The organism is Methylobacterium sp. HMF5984 (assembly GCF_045033435.1).
Lineage (GTDB): Bacteria > Pseudomonadota > Alphaproteobacteria > Rhizobiales > Beijerinckiaceae > Methylobacterium.
Window position 1 is genome coordinate 176,642 of sequence record NZ_JBJFLN010000001.1, and the last position, 14,448, is coordinate 191,089.

A 14,448-nucleotide genomic window follows, 5' to 3' on the forward strand; every position below is an offset into this window, starting at 1 on the left:
ACTTGCCCTGGCGCGGGTTGCTCTGTTGAAGAGGCGGGCGCACCGGACGATCGGCCCGCCCCCGTCGATTCGCGACCGGGCGGGCAGACGAGAAGGATCGCATGATGCCGATGGACCGGCCGTGACCGCCTTCCGCCGGGCGGCCGGCCCCCCGCTCGGAGGCCCCGCGTGAGCACCTACCGCTTCGAGGCCCTGCTCACCCCGCGCTCGGTCGCCGTGGTCGGCGCCGGCGCCCGCGCCGGCTCGCTCGGGCGCGCGGTGTTCGACAAGATCCGCGCGGGCGGCTTTCCCGGGCCGGTCCACCCGGTCCACCCGCAGGATGCCGAGGCCGACGGCGTGCCCTGCGTGGCGCGGATCGCCGACCTGCCGGCGGTGCCCGACCTCGCCGTGGTGGCGAGCCCGCCCGAGAGCATCCCCGGGATCGTCGCGGAGGCCGGGCGGGCGGGCGTGCGCGCCGCGATCCTGCTCACCGCCGGCCTCGGCACCGAGCCGGACGATCCCGGCCCGCGCGCGGCGCGGATCGCGCGGGAGCACGGCCTGCGCCTGCTCGGGCCCGACAGCGCCGGCCTCGCGGTGCCGGGCCACCGGCTCGACGCCAGCCTGCTCGCCCGCGCGCCGCGGGCGGGCGACCTCGCCCTGGTCTCGCAATCGGGCACGGTCGCCGGGGCGATCGTCGAGTGGGGCGCCCGGCACGGGGCCGGGTTCTCGGCGGTGATGGCGCTCGGCAGCGCCTGCGACGTCGACATCGCCGACTGCCTCGACCACTTCGCCAACTGCCTGCGCACCCGGGCGATCCTGCTGTGCCTCGACGGGGTGTCGGACGCCCGCCGCTTCATGTCCGCCGCCCGCGCCGCCGCGCGCACCAAGCCGGTGGTGATCCTGCGCGCCGGCCGCCATGCCCGCGACGGGCGGAACCCCGAGACCCATACCGGCGCCCTGGCCCGGCCCGACGCAGTCTACGCCGCCGCGTTCCGCCGGGCGGGCCTGCTGGCGGTCGAGGATCTCGACGCGATGTTCTCGGCCGCCGAGACCCTGTCGCACCAGCGCCCGTTCGCGGGCAAGCGCCTCGCGATCCTCACCAACGGCCGCGGCATCGGCCTGCTCGCCGCCGACCGGCTCGCCGACCGCGGCGGCGTCCCGGCGGACGGGCCGGTGGTCGATCTCGGCATCACCGCCGACGGGCCGGCCTACGCCGCCGCCCTCGCGCCGATGCTGGCCGACCATGCCGGCGACGCGGTGCTGACCGTCCACGTCCCCACCGCCCGCTCGGACGCGGCCGCGGTGGCGCAGGCCGTCGCCGACACGGTGACGCGGGCGCGGCGCGGGCAGGCGCGCAAGAAGCCGGTCTTCGCGGTGTCCCACGGCGAGGCGGCCGCGGCGATCCTGGCCGGCGCCGGCATCCCCCACTTCGCCACCGATTCCGAGGCGATCGAGGGCTTCCTGCACCTGGTGCGCTACCGCGAGGCGCAGGACGACCTGATGCGCACGCCGGATTCGCTGCCGCGCGACTTCTCGCCCGACACCGCGGCCGCCGAGGCGATCGTCGCCGCCGCCCTGCGGCAGGGGGCGGCGTGGCTCGATCCGGTCGCGGTCGCCGGCCTGCTTGCGGCCTACGGCATCGAGACCGTGCCGCTGACGCTCGCCCCCGACATCGACGCGGCGGCGGCGGCCGCCTGGACGATCATCGCCGCCGGCGGCACGGTGGCGCTGAAGGTCGTCTCGCCCGACGTGGTGCACAAGTCCGACATCGGCGGCGTCCACCTCGACCTCACCAGCGAGCAGGACGTCCGCGACGCCGCGCGGAAGATTTTGGTGCGCGCCCGGCGCGAGCGGCCCGATGCCCGGGTCACGGGGTTCGCCGTGCAGCCGATGGTGCGCAAGGGCCAGCGCCGCGAGCTGATCGCGGGACTCGCCGAGGATCCGGTCTTCGGGCCCGTGGTGGTGTTCGGCCGCGGCGGCACGGCGGTGGAGGTGATCGACGACCGGGCCCTCGGCCTGCCGCCCCTCGACCTCGCGCTCGCCGACGACCTCATCGGCCGCACCCGCGTCGCCCGGCGGCTCGCCGCCTATCGCGACGTGCCGGCGGTCGACCGCGGCGCGATCGCGCTGACGCTGGTGAAGCTCGCCCAGCTCGCCGCCGACCTGCCGGACGTGCGCGAGCTCGACATCAACCCGCTGCTCGCCGACGCCGACGGCGTCGTCGCCCTCGACGCCCGGGTGCGCCTGCGCGCCAGCCCGCGCCGGGCCGGCGGCCATCCGCGCTTCGCGATCCGGCCCTATCCCGCCGAATGGGTGCGGGCGCTGACGCTGAAGGGCCGGGCGATCGCCGTGCGCCCGGTGCGGCCCGAGGACGAGCCGCTGTTCCGGGCCTTCTTCGCCACGATCGACCCGGAGGACGTGCGGCTGCGCTTCTTCGCCCCGGTGCGCGACTTCAGCCACGCCTTCCTCGCCCGCCTGACCCAGCTCGACTACGCCCGCGCCATCGCCTTCGTCGCCCTCGACGAGACCGAGGCGGGCGCCGGCGAGGGGGCGAAGCGCATGCTCGGGGCGGTGCGCCTGCACGCCAACGCCGACGGCACCAGCGGCGAGTACGCGATCCTCGTCCGCTCCGAGGCCCGCGGCACCGGCCTCGCGCTCGCCCTGATGCGGCTCATGCTCGACTGGGCGCGCTCGGAAGGCATCGGCACCGTCGAGGGCACGGTGCTCGCCGAGAACCGCGCGATGCTCGCCGTGTGCCGCCGCCTCGGCTTCGCGCAGAGCCGCGACCCGGACGACGTCGGGGTGGTGAAGGTGCGGCTGGGGTTGCGGGGGTGAGGGGAGACGGCCCTGACTCGCACATCGGCTCGGACATCGCTGACGGACCTCCTCGCGTCGCCGCCGGATATCGACCGCGCGCGCATCCTGGCGACGACGGAAGCGGAGATCCGCGCGCAGGCCGTCGCCGACGGCGACGACCCCGATACGGAGGCCGAGGGCTACCGGCTGGTTCCGCCTCCCCACGACCTGCGGCGGACCCTGGGCCTGACGCAGGCCGCTTTCGCCGCCCTGCTCCGGTTTCCGATCAGGACGGTGCGGAACTGGGAACAGGGCCGCACGCCGCCCGATCCCGCGGCGCGCACGCTGCTGACCCTGGTGGCCGCAGATCCCGCCCATGCGCTGCGCATGCTCGGGACGCCGCGGGCGCCATGAAAAAAGCCCCGCCTCCTCATCGGAAGCGGGGCCGCATCTCGCGTCACGCGTAAGAGATCAGTGGCCGCCCTCGGTGGCGTTGCGGGTCGACTCGTAGAGGAACCAGGTGCGTTCCTCGGACTGGTCGATCCACTCCTCGAGCAGCGAGGTGGTCGAGACGTCGTTGGCCTCGTCGGTGACCTCGTGCAGCTCGCGCATGTTGGCGGTGAGCGTCTTGTTGTCGTCGCGCAGCTCGCGCAGCATGTCGAGCGGCGAGACGTACTCCGCGTCGTTGTCGGCGACGCGGGTCAGCGACTTCGCCTGGCCCAGCGACTTCAGCGCGGTGCCGCCGATCTTGCGGGCGCGCTCGGCCACGTCGTCGATGATCGCGAAGATCTGCTCGCCCTGCTCGTCGAGCAGCAGGTGGTAGTCGCGGAAGTTCGGGCCGCTCATGTGCCAGTGGAAGTTCTTGGTCTTGATGTAGAGGGCGAACAGGTCCGAGGTCAGGACCGCGAGGCCCTCGGCGATCTTCTTGGTGTCGGCCGGGTCGAGGTCGGTCGGGGTGTTGAGGCGATCGCTCTCGATGCGGGTGATGGGCTTGGCCTTCGCCATGGTGGTCGCTCCGTTTGGGTCTGTCGGGGGCGGACGCCGGGCGGCCGCCGCGACGGCCCCGGCATCCCTCACCCGGCAGAATGAGCGGTGGCGGCGATTGTTCCAGGGCCGGCCCGCGGCGCGGGGCAGGGGTGCCGCCGGTGCACAGGCTGGAACCATTCCAGGCGGCGGCACGGGTCCGCTCAGTTCGGGATCGCGCCCGGCGGCCGCGGGGCCGGCCCGTCGCCGAACTGCGTCGCCTGCGGCCGCGGCGCCGGCCGCGCGGGCGCGGGCACGGCAGCCCGGGGCGCGACCGCCGGCTTGAGGTCGGCGGCCACCGGCGGGCGCTGGTCGGGCTTGGCCGGGCGGATCGTGGCGCGCGGCGCGATCGCGCCGGTGGCGGCCGGCTCGGTCGCCGCCGAGGGCACCGGCCCGCCCGGCGTATCCAACCCGTAGATGTCGTCGCGGAAATGGACGCGGCCGTCCGGCGTGGCGTAGCCGGTGAGGTAGACGAAGGTGACGGGGACGGGCTTGACCAGCTTGAGGTCGCGGCGCTCGCCGTCGGCGATGCCGGTCTCGATCTCGATCGGGCCCCAGGCCGAGCCCGGCCCGTTCGGCCCCTCGACGCCCTGGAGCAGCCAGCCGACCAGCTCCTTGACCCCGCCGACGCGGACGCAGCCGTGGCTGTGGAAGCGGACGTTGCGCGAAAACAGCGATTTCGAGGGCGTGTCGTGCATGTAGACCGCGAAGCGGTTCGGCATGTCGATCCGCACCTGGCCGAGCGAGTTGTCGAAGCCGGAATCCTGGCGCAGCGTGTAGGCGACCGCCTTCTCGGTGTTCCAGTTCACCGCCGTCGGGTCGACCTCGACGCCGCCGGGGCCGAGGATGCGGATGTGGTTCTTGGCGAGATAGCCCGGCTCCTTGCGCATCCGCGGGATGATCTCGTTCTTCACCACCGAGACCGGCACCGTCCAGGTCGGGTTGAAGTTGATGTCGGTGATCCGGGTCTCGACGCTGGGGGTCGCCTTGTCGGGCTTGCCGACCACGGCGACGTAGCGGCGCGCGACCTGGCCGTTCTCCACCGCCTCGACGGTGGCCGCCGGGATGTTGACGACGACGTAGCGCTCGCCGAACGGGAACTTCGAGCCCATCAGCCGCGCCGCCGAGGCCGCGAGCTGGCGCTGGCGGACGGAGGCCGGCACGTTGAGCGCGGCGATCGTCAGCCGGCCGATCAGCCCGGATTCCGGCAGGCCGTGGCGGGCCTGGAACGCCGTCACCGCCGCGACCAGCGGCGGATCGAGCCGGTCGCTCGGGGGCGCGTCGGCGGGCAGGTCGCCGGTGAGCGTGAGGTGGTGGCGCAGCGCCGGGATCGCCGGGTTCGACGCGCCCGGCTTGAACACCGTGCTCTCGGGCACCGGCGCCCAGCCGCCGGCATCGGCGAAGGCCTGGTACAGGTCGGCCGCGCGCAGGGTGTCGGTGAAGGTCTTCTGCGTCAGCGTCGGGCGCGGGTCGGCCGAGACGGTGGCGTAGACCAGCTCCGGCTCGGGCTTGCGCTTCCCCGCCTCGCGGGACGCCGCCTCCGGGGCGGCGGCCGCGAGCGGTGCCGACGCCGGCACGCCCTGCGGTGCGGATGGCGGCACGGCGGGCAGGGCGGGCGCGGGCTGCGCCGGGGCGGGCATCGCGGCGGGCGGCGGCGCGCCTTGCGCGGCCGCGGCGCTCAGCGCGGCGGCGAGCGCCAGCGGCGACAGGCCCGCGCGCAGGAAGGCGGCAGAGAACATCACGCAACCCCGATCTCGGTCCCGCGACCGGGCGGTTCCGAGCCGGATCATGCCGGCCCGATGGTTACCGATCCCTTGTGGCCGCCCGAGGGTTCGGCCCCCATCGGCTTGGCTGCGCGAGGGTCACGTTCGATGCGTTTCAGATCCGCGGAAGATCTGCCGACCGCCCGTATGGTCGGCGCCCGATGCGACCCTCTCTCCACCGCTCATACGTTCCATCGTTCGCGGCATCGAAGCGTGCCGATCGGCCATGACGGGCAGAAGTCGCTCGACAGGAGCGAGATCGAGGCTGTCGCCGTCCCAAGCGAGCACTTCGTCCTGGCGACCGAGGTCCTAGCGACCGAGGTCCTGGCGCCCGAGGTCCTGGCGACCGGGAAGGATCAGGCCGCCACGGTTGCGGACATACGGCCGATGCCGACGCGACCGCGACGGTTTCAGGCCGAGACGCTGCGCGCTTCGGGAGTCGAGCGAGGCAAAGGGGGCGTGGTGGCTCGGGGTCAGGCCGATCTCGGGCGCGTCACGGCCTCGCCCACACGTCGTTTCGAGTGCAGGCCACCATGCGGACTTCGGTCGTCGTGTCGGCGCTGCGCGCGGCGTCTCGATCCCCGACCGCCGGAGGCGAGCCTTCTCACCACCGATAGATCAGGCTGCCGATGACCGTTGCCGGCTGATTGAAGTTGCAGAAACCGAACGAACAGGTCGTGTAGTTTCGGTTGAAGATGTTGTAGCCGTTGATCTGCGCGCGGAAGCCTTTGTACTTCGGGTCGAGCGCGGCGAAGTCGTAGGCAACGAGGGCGTCGTAGAGCGTCACGGCGGTATTGCGCACGGTGTTCTGATCATCCGCGTAGCTTGAGCCGATGTAGCGGATGCCGCCGCCGATCTGCAGCCCGCGCAAGGCCGAGGCGGGCGGGAAGGCATAAGTCAGGAACGACGCGTAGGTGTCGCTGGGGATGCCGGAGACGCGGTTCCCGTTGAGGGACTCGCCGGCAAACGAGGTCGAGTTCACGAACCGGATGTCGACATGCGTGTAGGCGATGGTCAGGTTCGTGCCCGGCGCGAGGTTGGCGGTCGCCTCGGCCTCGAAGCCCTTCGAGCGTACGGCACCGCCAGCGGTCTGGAACGCGATGTTGCTCGCGTCGGGGATCAGGATGCTCGACTGGTTGATGTCGAAGCCGGCAAACGCCGTCTGGATGTTGGTCCCGGGAATCAGGTACTTCACCCCCGCCTCGATCTGGTCGCCCGTGGTCGGCTTGAACGCCTGTCCGTTTCGGTCCTGGCCGACCTGCGGGGTGAAGGTCGTGGCATAGCTCGCGTACGGAACCAGCCCTGGCGCCAGAACGTAGCCCAGGCCGACCCGGCCGGTGAAGGCGCTGTTGTCCTGGCGCGAGACCGCGCTGTCGGGCGTGGCGTAGTTGTCCTGGAAGACCCAATCGTGGCGCCCGTTCACGGTCAGGATGAAGTCGCCGAACTTGGCCTGATCCTGCAGGTAGACGCCGACCTGATCCTGGGTCTGGCGCGAGGCGGACCCAAGAGGCGGCGTCGCGATGAACTGCTGGCCGTAGTTCCGGGGGGTGAGGTTCAGGTCCGGGGCGAGGCCGAAGCCGAAGCGCGCGCTCAGGCTGTACCGGGCGTAGTCGACGCCGCCGACCACGGTGTGAGCGACCGGGCCGGTGGCGAAGCGCGCCTCCAGCTGGTTGTCCAGCGTCTGCTGCACCAGGCCCTCGCGGATATAGCCGGTGTCGCGGGTGCCGATCGTGCGCGCGTCGTTGACGTTGTTGATATCGACGTACTTCGCGCTGAGGAACAGCCCGTAATGCCGGAAGTTCTGGCGGAAAACCAGGTCCGGCGTGAAGAAATGCTCGAAGGCGTAACCGACCCGATACTGGGTCTGGTCGAGGCCGATGAAGCGCGGATCACCCTGGTAGAAGTTGGATACCCGGAAGCCCGGGTCGTTGTAGAAGAACGTCGCCGCCGGCGTGTTGGTGACCTGGAACTCGCTCAGGAACGTGAACGTCGTGTCGGCCGACGGCTTCCAGGTGAAGGCGGGCGCGATGTTGAGCTGGTCGTCGTTCGTGCCGAGGCCGATGAAGGTGCCGGCCTCGCGGCGTACGCCGGTGAGGCGGTAGGCCATGGTGCCGTCCGAACCCTCGACCGGGCCGCCGACGTCGAAATTGCCCTGGAAGCGTCCGAAGCTGCCGGCTTGGAACTGCACCTCGCCGAACGGCACGAAGACGGGGCGCTTGCTCGTGATATCGAGGATGCCGCCGGGCGATCCGAGGCCGTAGAGGCCGGAGGCCGGGCCGCGGAGGATGGTCAGCGCCTCGGCGCCGTAGGGCTCGCTTTTGGGAAAGGCGAAGCCGCTGCCGATCACGCGCAGGCCGTCACGATAGATGCCCTGGTTGGTGAGCACGTCGAAGCCGCGGATGAAGATCTGATCGAAGCGCGGGTCGAAGCCCGACCGGGCGGAAATGGCGCCCGGGACGTAGTTGACCGCGTCGGTGAACGTCTGGACGTTGCGGTCGTTCAGCTGCTCTCGGGTGACCACCGAGACCGATTGCGGGGCCTCGATCAGCGGGGTGTTGGTTTTGGTGGCGGCCGTGGCGACGCGCGCGGTGTAGCCGGTGATCCCGGAGGGGCCGCCACCGCCGCCGCTGGTGGCGGCCGTGCCGCCGTCGCCGGCGCTGACGTTGAGACCGCCGGAGCCGGCCGATGCCGGCGCGGCGTTGCCGGGTCCCACCGCCTCGACCGAGATCTCGTTGAGCTGAACGGTGCCATCTTGTGCCACCACGGGACCGGCGAGGATTGTGGTGGTGAGAAGGACGGGGAGGAGCGAGGAGCGGTGGGACATGGATCACGCTGGCGCGCGCTCGGACGAGCGCAGTACCCGTGTGATCGTCCTTCACGGATCCGCGAGCAAGCCAAAAACGTGTTATAGATCACACACTTAAAACAGTTCAAATCTGAAAATATTCTAAATTCAAAGTGGGCGAATGCCCCTCGTCGAGGCCGAGGCGCAGGGCATCCGAGAGGGTTCGGGCCGTGAGCGACCTGCCCCGCGCCCGCCGGCGCGAGCCGAGCGAGCGGGGCACGAAATCGAATGTCGGCTTTCAAGCGCCAAGCCGACTTCCGTTCATCGCCCTTCGCGGCCTTTCACAGGGTCAAGCTGCGCGCGCAGGCCTTTGGTCGGCGCAGGCGCCGCGGTCAGCGCAGGAGCCAGGTGCCGACGAAGGCGAGGGCGGCCGAGTAGACGGCGTATCCGTCCTCGTCCGTCACGACCACGGTGATGGTCTGGCGCTCGCCCTCGGCCGGGCTCTCGTCGACGGCGATGGCGGGCAGCAGGCGCTTGGCCTGGAGCGCGGCGGCCTGCACGTCCTCGCACAAGGTGCCCACGTCGTCGCGCTGGTGGAAGCCGTCGTGGATGTCGAAGAAGTAGCGGGGCACAGGCTGTCCACGCGTGGAAGGCGGGAGCGCATCCGTCTCTCAGGCGCGGAGCGCCGAATACTGGGGCCGCGATGGCAGAATCGTATACATCCCGACTGGGACGGCAACCGCGCGAGTGTCGCATGCGGCGGCGGCGCACGAACCGGCCGATGTATTGGCCCGATCCCCGTGCGGACGGTGCGATAGCCTCGCGGAGATTCGCGCGCCTCGTCCCTCCTTTCCCGACCCTGGCGTGAGCCGAGGCCCACCCTTCCCCCACGAAAGGGGAGGGACGATGCGGCGCCCGCCTCCGGCGCCGGCGCGGATGGCGCGGACGGAAAATTTCCGGTTTCCTGCTTGTCCTGTCCGGCGATCGTCGAAAGATCCGCGAGGAGCCTGCCATCCCGAGCCCCACCGCCCCGGTCCCGCCCGCGATGCCCTACCTGCCGCAGCTCGACGGGGTTCGGGCGCTGGCGATCGCCATCGTCTACGTCGCCCATTGCGGGCTGAGCCACGTCGTGCCCGGCGGCTTCGGCGTCACGGTGTTCTTCTTCCTGTCGGGCTACCTGATCACCACGCTGCTGCGGATCGAGCGGGGGCGGACCGGGACGGTCTCGCTGCCGGCGTTCTACCTGCGCCGAAGCTTGCGCATCCTGCCGCCGATGTACCTGGCGCTGGCGTTGTCCGGCCTGCTCCACGGGCTCGGGCTGCTCGACTGGATGCCGGTCGACGCGGCGGCGGTGCTCGGGCAGGCGACGTTCCTGACGAACTATCCCGACCTTCTCGGCACCGAGCGGGTGCTGCCGGTGCCGCTGTGGAGCCTCGCCATCGAGGAGCACTTCTACCTGCTGTTCCCGCTGGCCTACCTCGCGTGGCTCGGGCGCCTGTCGCCGCGGCGGGCGGCCGTGGCGTGCCTGGCGCTGTGCGGCGCGGTGCTGGCGATCCGCGGCCTCAACGTGTGGCGGCTCGCCGACTACAGCCTGAACTACTCCTGGACCCACACCCGCATCGACGCGATCCTGTTCGGCTGCTGCCTCGGCCTGTGGAACAACCCGGTGATCCCGGCCGACCGCGCCTGGCGGCCGAAACCCTGGCACGTGGCGGCGGCGGGCGCCGTGATCCTCGCCACCCTCGCGGTGCGCGACCCCGCCTTCCGCGAGACCCTGCGCTACACCCTGCAGAGCGCGGCGCTGCTCGTGCCGTTCTCGGCGGCGCTTCAGGGGCGCGGATGGGTCGTGCGGGCCCTGGGCTCCGCGCCGATGCGCCGGCTCGGGCTGTACTCCTACAGCTTCTACCTGGTGCACCCGACGGTGATCGCGCTGCTGCTGCATCTGCGGCCGGGCTCGGGCCCGCTCGTGCTGATCGCCGCCGGCCTGGTGCCGACGCTCGCCCTCTGCGCGCTGATGCAGGTCGCGGTGGAGCGCCCCTGCGCCCGGCTGCGCCGGCGCCTGCTCGCCCCGTCCGGCCGGCCGCCGGAGCCGAGCCTCGCCGACCCCGCGCGCCGGGCGGCCTGAACCGCGCGGCGGCCCGCGGCGTTCCTCCGGCACACCGAAGGAGACCGCCCGTGCGCCGCCCGATCGCAACCCGCCCGCCGATCGCCGCTCTCCTGCTTCTCGCCGTCCCCCTGCTGCTCGCCGCAGGCCTGCTGGCCGCCGCCGGCCCGGCCCAGGCGCAGCGCGTCGACACCACGACGCTCACCTGCGCGCAGGCCCGCGGCGCCGTCGCCCGCGCCGGCGGCATCGTGCTCGGCACCGGCGGCCCGACCTACGACCGCTTCGTCCGCGACCGCAGCTTCTGCGCGGCGACGGAGGTGACGCGATCCGCCTACGCGCCGACGCGCACCGACCCGAGCTGCTTCGTCGGCTACCGGTGCATCGAGCCGGGGTTCGACGACTGGTTCGGCGACCGGTGAGGCCGTCCCCTCAGTGGAGGAACGGCAGGGCGTGCGGCGCGAGGTAGCCGAAGCCGAGCAGCACCGCGCCGGCCGCGCCGAGCAGGCCGCCGGCGAAGACCAGGGCGACGATGCCGGTGATCACCTCGGCCGAGGCCAGCACGATGCCGATCTGGAAGGCGGCCGAGGCCAGCTCGTAATGGTGGTAGCGCAGCAGCGAGAGGTCGCGGTTGTTCTGCGCGGTCTTCGCCTTCTCGGCGAGTTCCTTGCGCCCCTCGCCGGTGGCGGGCTCGGAATCCCAGCGCGCCATCGTCTTCGCCCACTCGGCGCGCTTGGCCGCGATCGCGTCCTGGTTCGGCCCCGGCGGCACCAGGGCCACCGCCTCGTCGGCGGTCTTGAGCACCGTGGCGCGGATGGTGCGCGCCTGGAAGAACGCCCACTGGTTGGCCGCCTCGACGTTGGCGCCGATCGCGTCGGTCTGCGCCGCCTTGCCCAGCGTCTCGCTGAAGGCGAGGAACAGCGCCAGCACCGAGATCAGCAGCGCGACGCGCTTGTTCGACGTCCCGCCCGCTCCGTGACCACCCGACATCCGCTCAACGCTCCCCGTTCGATTCGTGCGGGCGCAGTCACAGCGCATCCGGCGCGCGGATGCAACGCGGCCGAGCTTTTAGGCCGATCCGCCGGCACCGCCTATGCTTCGGCGCGGCCCGATTCGCGGCCGGCGGTTTTCGTCTCCGGAGGACGCGTGATGCGCATCGCCAGCCTCACCTTCATGGCCCTCGCCCTCGGGCTGGCGGGACCCGCCCGCGCCCAGGCGCCGCAGAAGGCGGTTCCCCAAGTCGCTCCCCAAGTCCCTTCCCAAGTCCCTTCCCAGGTCACGCCTCAAGTCACCCTCGATCCGGCCCGCCTGGCGGCGGCAAAGGCGGTGGTCGCCCGCGCCCAGGGCGATCGCGACACCACGCTCCAGGCGATGACCGCGCCGATGACGGCGATGGTCCAGCAGATGGGGCTCAAGCAGCCCGATCGGGCCAAGGTCATGGTGCAGGAGGTGATCATGCCGATCCTCTCCGAGCATTACGACGAGCTGCTCAACCTGCAGGCGATCTCGTTCGCGGCCGTGCTGTCGAAGGCGGACCTGGAGGCCATCGCCGCGTTCTACGACACGCCGGCCGGCCGCAACATGGCCAAGGCGCAGCCGCAGTTGGCCCAGGCGCAGCTGACGGGCATGCAGCACTGGATCGGCAGCCTGGCCGGCGAGATGCAGGCGAAGCTCGCCGCGACCGCCGAGGCGCACGGCTGGGTGCCGGGCGGGAACAAGCCGAAGCCGAACTGAGCCTCCGGCTCTTCCGGCGGCGCCCGCCTACTCCGCCGCCTGCGCGAACACCGTGCCGGCGCGCGGCAGGTCGAGGGTGTCCCAGGTCTCGACCAGCGCCGCCGTCAGGGTGGCGATGCGGGCGGCGTCGTGGAACGGCGAGGGGGTGATGCGCAGGCGCTCGGTGCCGCGCGGCACCGTCGGGTAGTTGATCGGCTGGATGTAGATCGCGTGGCGCTCGAGCAGGTGGTCGGCGGCCGCCTTGCACAGCTCGGCGTCGCCCACCATCACCGGCACGATGTGCGTCTCGGTGGCGAGCACCGGCAGGCCGGCCTCCTCCAGCGCGCGCTTGGTCGCGGCGGCCTGGCGCTGGTGCGCCTCGCGCTCGGCCGTCGAGCGCTTGAGGTAGCGCACCGAGGCGCGCGCGGCGGCGGCGATCGCCGGCGGGATCGCCGTGGTGAAGATGAAGCCGGGGGCGAAGCTCCGCACCGCGTCGCAGAGCGCGGCCGAGCCGGTGATGTAGCCGCCGACGCAGCCGAACCCCTTGGCCAGCGTGCCCTCGATCACGTCGACCCGGTGCATCACGCCCTCGCGCTCGGCCATGCCGCCGCCGCGCGGCCCGTAGAGGCCGACCGCGTGGACCTCGTCGAGGTAGGTCATCGCGCCGTACCGCTCGGCGAGGTCGCAGATCGCGCCGATCGGCGCCACGTCGCCGTCCATCGAGTAGACGCTCTCGAAGGCGATCAGCACGTTGCGGCCGGCCGCCTCGACCAGCAGCGCTTCCAGGTGCGCGAGGTCGTTGTGGCGGAAGATCCGCTTCTCGCAGCCCGCGTGGCGCACGCCTTCGATCATCGAGTTGTGGTTGAACGCGTCCGACAGGATCAGGCAGTCCGGGATCAGCTTGGCGATGGTGGAGATGCCGGCCTGGTTCGAGACGTAGCCCGAGGTGAAGACCAGGCCCGCCTCCTTGCCGTGCAGGTCGGCGAGCTCGCGCTCGAGGTCGACCAGCGGCGAGTTGTTGCCGGCGATGTTGCGGGTGCCGCCGGCGCCGACGCCGCAGCGCTTGGCCGTGTCGGTGAGCGCGGAGACCACCTCCGGGTGCTGGCCCATGCCGAGGTAGTCGTTCGAGCACCACACGGTGATCTCCGAGGTCGCCCCGTCCGGCCGGCGCCAGTTCGCGATCGGGAAGCGGCCCGCGATGCGCTCGATGTCGGCGAACACCCGGTAGCGGCGCTCGCCGTGCAGGCGCTCCAGCGCGCCGCGGAAATGCGCCTCGTAATCCACCCGCCGCGCCGCGATCTGGCCCTGCACGGAGCCCGAGCCGCGTTCGGAACCGTGCGCGTGCGTGGGGGCCGGTGTGGAGGCGGGCCGGGTCTCGGGCATGGATGTCCTTGGGGGCTGGCCGGGCGTCGGATGCGCCGAGGCGCGGGATCGTCGTCGGCCGGGCCTGTTCGGGATGCGGGGAGGCGCGGCCGAGGACCGGTACGGTCCGGCGCGCCCGATCGCGCATCGGGTGGAGAGGAATCCGGCGGCGTCGCGTGGCGCCGTCGGACCGGAAGATACAGCCGGATCTGGAATCGGTTCAAGGTGACGGGGCGTCATCCCTGCCTTGCAGGCCGACGGGGGGCCGCCGCCGGCATTCGAGCGACCCTTTGAACGCCGCCGGGGCCATCGCCCCGACGGATGGATTGTGAGGTGCCGGCGGACGATCTAGGAGTCGAAGGCGACGATGGGTCGCGTGACGCATGACGACGAAGAACGACGAGGCCCGGGCCGCCCGCCTCAAGGCGGCCCTGCGCGAGAACCTGCGGCGGCGCAAGCGCCAGGTCCGCGGCCGGGGCGAGCCGGCGGCGGGGCAAGAGGCGGCGGGGCAAGAGGCGGCGCAGGAGGAGGGGCAGGTCGCGGCGGAGGACGCCGCCGAGCCGCCGGACGACCGCGACCCGGCCCCGTCGGACGCGCCGTCGTCGTAGGCGGCACGCGAGGCATCGGCGCTGCGTCCGCAGCCCGAGCCCGTCGAGCCGCCTCTTGCACGACGCGGGACGCGTTTCGCCGGGCTCGTCAAGGGGCCTGCGTCCCGTCGCCGGGCCGGGTCCTTCCCGGATCGTCCGGGGCGAAGCGGAAGGGGCGGCGCGGATCGGCGCCGCGATGCTCCCGCCTCCGAGGCCGGCCTGCGAACCGAGCAAAGACCCGGCGCGCCGGCGCGGTCCCCTTTCGGACAAAACTCGCCTATAGGCTGCGCTCGAGCATGGGCGGCGAGCGCCCGAGGGGCAGGGCCGGCGGCGCGCGGG

12 protein-coding genes are annotated in these 14,448 nt (G+C 72.4%); 6 read left to right on the top strand and 6 right to left on the bottom strand.

All coding sequences use genetic code 11. The features are described 5' to 3' along the window. The first annotated feature begins 168 nt into the window (after positions 1–168). Positions 169–2,814, top strand: a complete 2,646-nt coding sequence (locus ACFZ8E_RS00855; protein ID WP_405041718.1) for a bifunctional acetate--CoA ligase family protein/GNAT family N-acetyltransferase — start codon at positions 169–171, stop codon at positions 2,812–2,814. Positions 2,815–3,003: 189 nt separating this feature from the next. Next, positions 3,004–3,189, top strand: a complete 186-nt coding sequence (locus tag ACFZ8E_RS00860; RefSeq protein ID WP_405044303.1) for a helix-turn-helix domain-containing protein — start codon at positions 3,004–3,006, stop codon at positions 3,187–3,189. Between the two features lie 57 nt (positions 3,190–3,246). Here the strand turns inward: ACFZ8E_RS00860 and ACFZ8E_RS00865 are convergent, their stop codons facing one another. The 4 genes from ACFZ8E_RS00865 to ACFZ8E_RS00880 form a co-directional block, all read right to left on the bottom strand. Then, entirely contained in the window at positions 3,247–3,780 is a 534-nt protein-coding gene (locus tag ACFZ8E_RS00865; protein ID WP_147729700.1) for a Dps family protein, read from the bottom strand. 182 nt (positions 3,781–3,962) lie between these two features. After that, a complete protein-coding gene (locus ACFZ8E_RS00870; RefSeq protein ID WP_405044304.1) occupies positions 3,963–5,537 on the bottom strand; it encodes a murein L,D-transpeptidase in 1,575 nt (524 codons plus the stop codon). Between the two features lie 628 nt (positions 5,538–6,165). Beyond that, the gene (locus ACFZ8E_RS00875) at positions 6,166–8,385 is read right to left on the bottom strand and encodes a TonB-dependent siderophore receptor (RefSeq protein WP_405041719.1); all 2,220 of its coding nucleotides are present in this window, start codon (positions 8,383–8,385) and stop codon (positions 6,166–6,168) included. A 353-nt stretch (positions 8,386–8,738) separates the two neighbouring features. Beyond that, a complete protein-coding gene (locus ACFZ8E_RS00880; protein WP_147728815.1) occupies positions 8,739–8,978 on the bottom strand; it encodes a DUF6894 family protein in 240 nt (79 codons plus the stop codon). Positions 8,979–9,391: 413 nt separating this feature from the next. Between ACFZ8E_RS00880 and ACFZ8E_RS00885 the strand changes: the two genes are divergently transcribed. Further along, the gene (locus tag ACFZ8E_RS00885; RefSeq protein WP_405041720.1) at positions 9,392–10,471 is read left to right on the top strand and encodes an acyltransferase family protein; all 1,080 of its coding nucleotides are present in this window, start codon (positions 9,392–9,394) and stop codon (positions 10,469–10,471) included. A gap of 92 nt (positions 10,472–10,563) precedes the next feature. Next, entirely contained in the window at positions 10,564–10,869 is a 306-nt protein-coding gene (locus ACFZ8E_RS00890; RefSeq protein WP_187275586.1) for a hypothetical protein, read from the top strand. Positions 10,870–10,879: 10 nt separating this feature from the next. On the opposite strand, the gene ACFZ8E_RS00895 is transcribed toward ACFZ8E_RS00890, so the two are convergent. Then, positions 10,880–11,437, bottom strand: coding sequence for a DUF4337 domain-containing protein (locus ACFZ8E_RS00895; RefSeq protein ID WP_147729230.1), 558 nt, complete (start codon positions 11,435–11,437; stop codon positions 10,880–10,882). A gap of 159 nt (positions 11,438–11,596) precedes the next feature. Between ACFZ8E_RS00895 and ACFZ8E_RS00900 the strand changes: the two genes are divergently transcribed. Next, positions 11,597–12,181 (top strand): DUF2059 domain-containing protein, encoded by a 585-nt coding sequence (locus ACFZ8E_RS00900; protein ID WP_243989362.1) that lies wholly within the window; start codon positions 11,597–11,599, stop codon positions 12,179–12,181. A gap of 27 nt (positions 12,182–12,208) precedes the next feature. Here ACFZ8E_RS00900 and hemA read toward each other — a convergent pair whose 3' ends face one another. Further along, complete coding sequence (gene hemA / locus ACFZ8E_RS00905) at positions 12,209–13,543, bottom strand: 5-aminolevulinate synthase (RefSeq protein ID WP_243938781.1); 1,335 nt, start codon at positions 13,541–13,543, stop codon at positions 12,209–12,211. Positions 13,544–13,905: 362 nt separating this feature from the next. On the opposite strand from hemA, the gene ACFZ8E_RS00910 reads away from it, so the two are divergent. Then, positions 13,906–14,130, top strand: a complete 225-nt coding sequence (locus tag ACFZ8E_RS00910) for a hypothetical protein (protein ID WP_405041721.1) — start codon at positions 13,906–13,908, stop codon at positions 14,128–14,130. The last annotated feature ends 318 nt before the right edge of the window (positions 14,131–14,448 follow it).

Excerpts from the sequence above, each read along its gene's own strand:
- ACFZ8E_RS00865 (WP_147729700.1), bottom strand. The coding sequence starts at position 3,780 with ATGGCGAAGGCCAAGCCCATCACCCGCATCGAGAGCGATCGCCTCAAC.
- ACFZ8E_RS00870 (WP_405044304.1), bottom strand. The coding sequence starts at position 5,537 with ATGTTCTCTGCCGCCTTCCTGCGCGCGGGCCTGTCGCCGCTGGCGCTC.
- ACFZ8E_RS00875 (WP_405041719.1), bottom strand. The coding sequence starts at position 8,385 with ATGTCCCACCGCTCCTCGCTCCTCCCCGTCCTTCTCACCACCACAATC.
- ACFZ8E_RS00885 (WP_405041720.1), top strand. The coding sequence starts at position 9,392 with ATGCCCTACCTGCCGCAGCTCGACGGGGTTCGGGCGCTGGCGATCGCC.
- ACFZ8E_RS00895 (WP_147729230.1), bottom strand. The coding sequence starts at position 11,437 with ATGTCGGGTGGTCACGGAGCGGGCGGGACGTCGAACAAGCGCGTCGCG.
- ACFZ8E_RS00900 (WP_243989362.1), top strand. The coding sequence starts at position 11,597 with ATGCGCATCGCCAGCCTCACCTTCATGGCCCTCGCCCTCGGGCTGGCG.
- hemA (WP_243938781.1), bottom strand. The coding sequence starts at position 13,543 with ATGCCCGAGACCCGGCCCGCCTCCACACCGGCCCCCACGCACGCGCAC.
- ACFZ8E_RS00910 (WP_405041721.1), top strand. The coding sequence starts at position 13,906 with ATGACGACGAAGAACGACGAGGCCCGGGCCGCCCGCCTCAAGGCGGCC.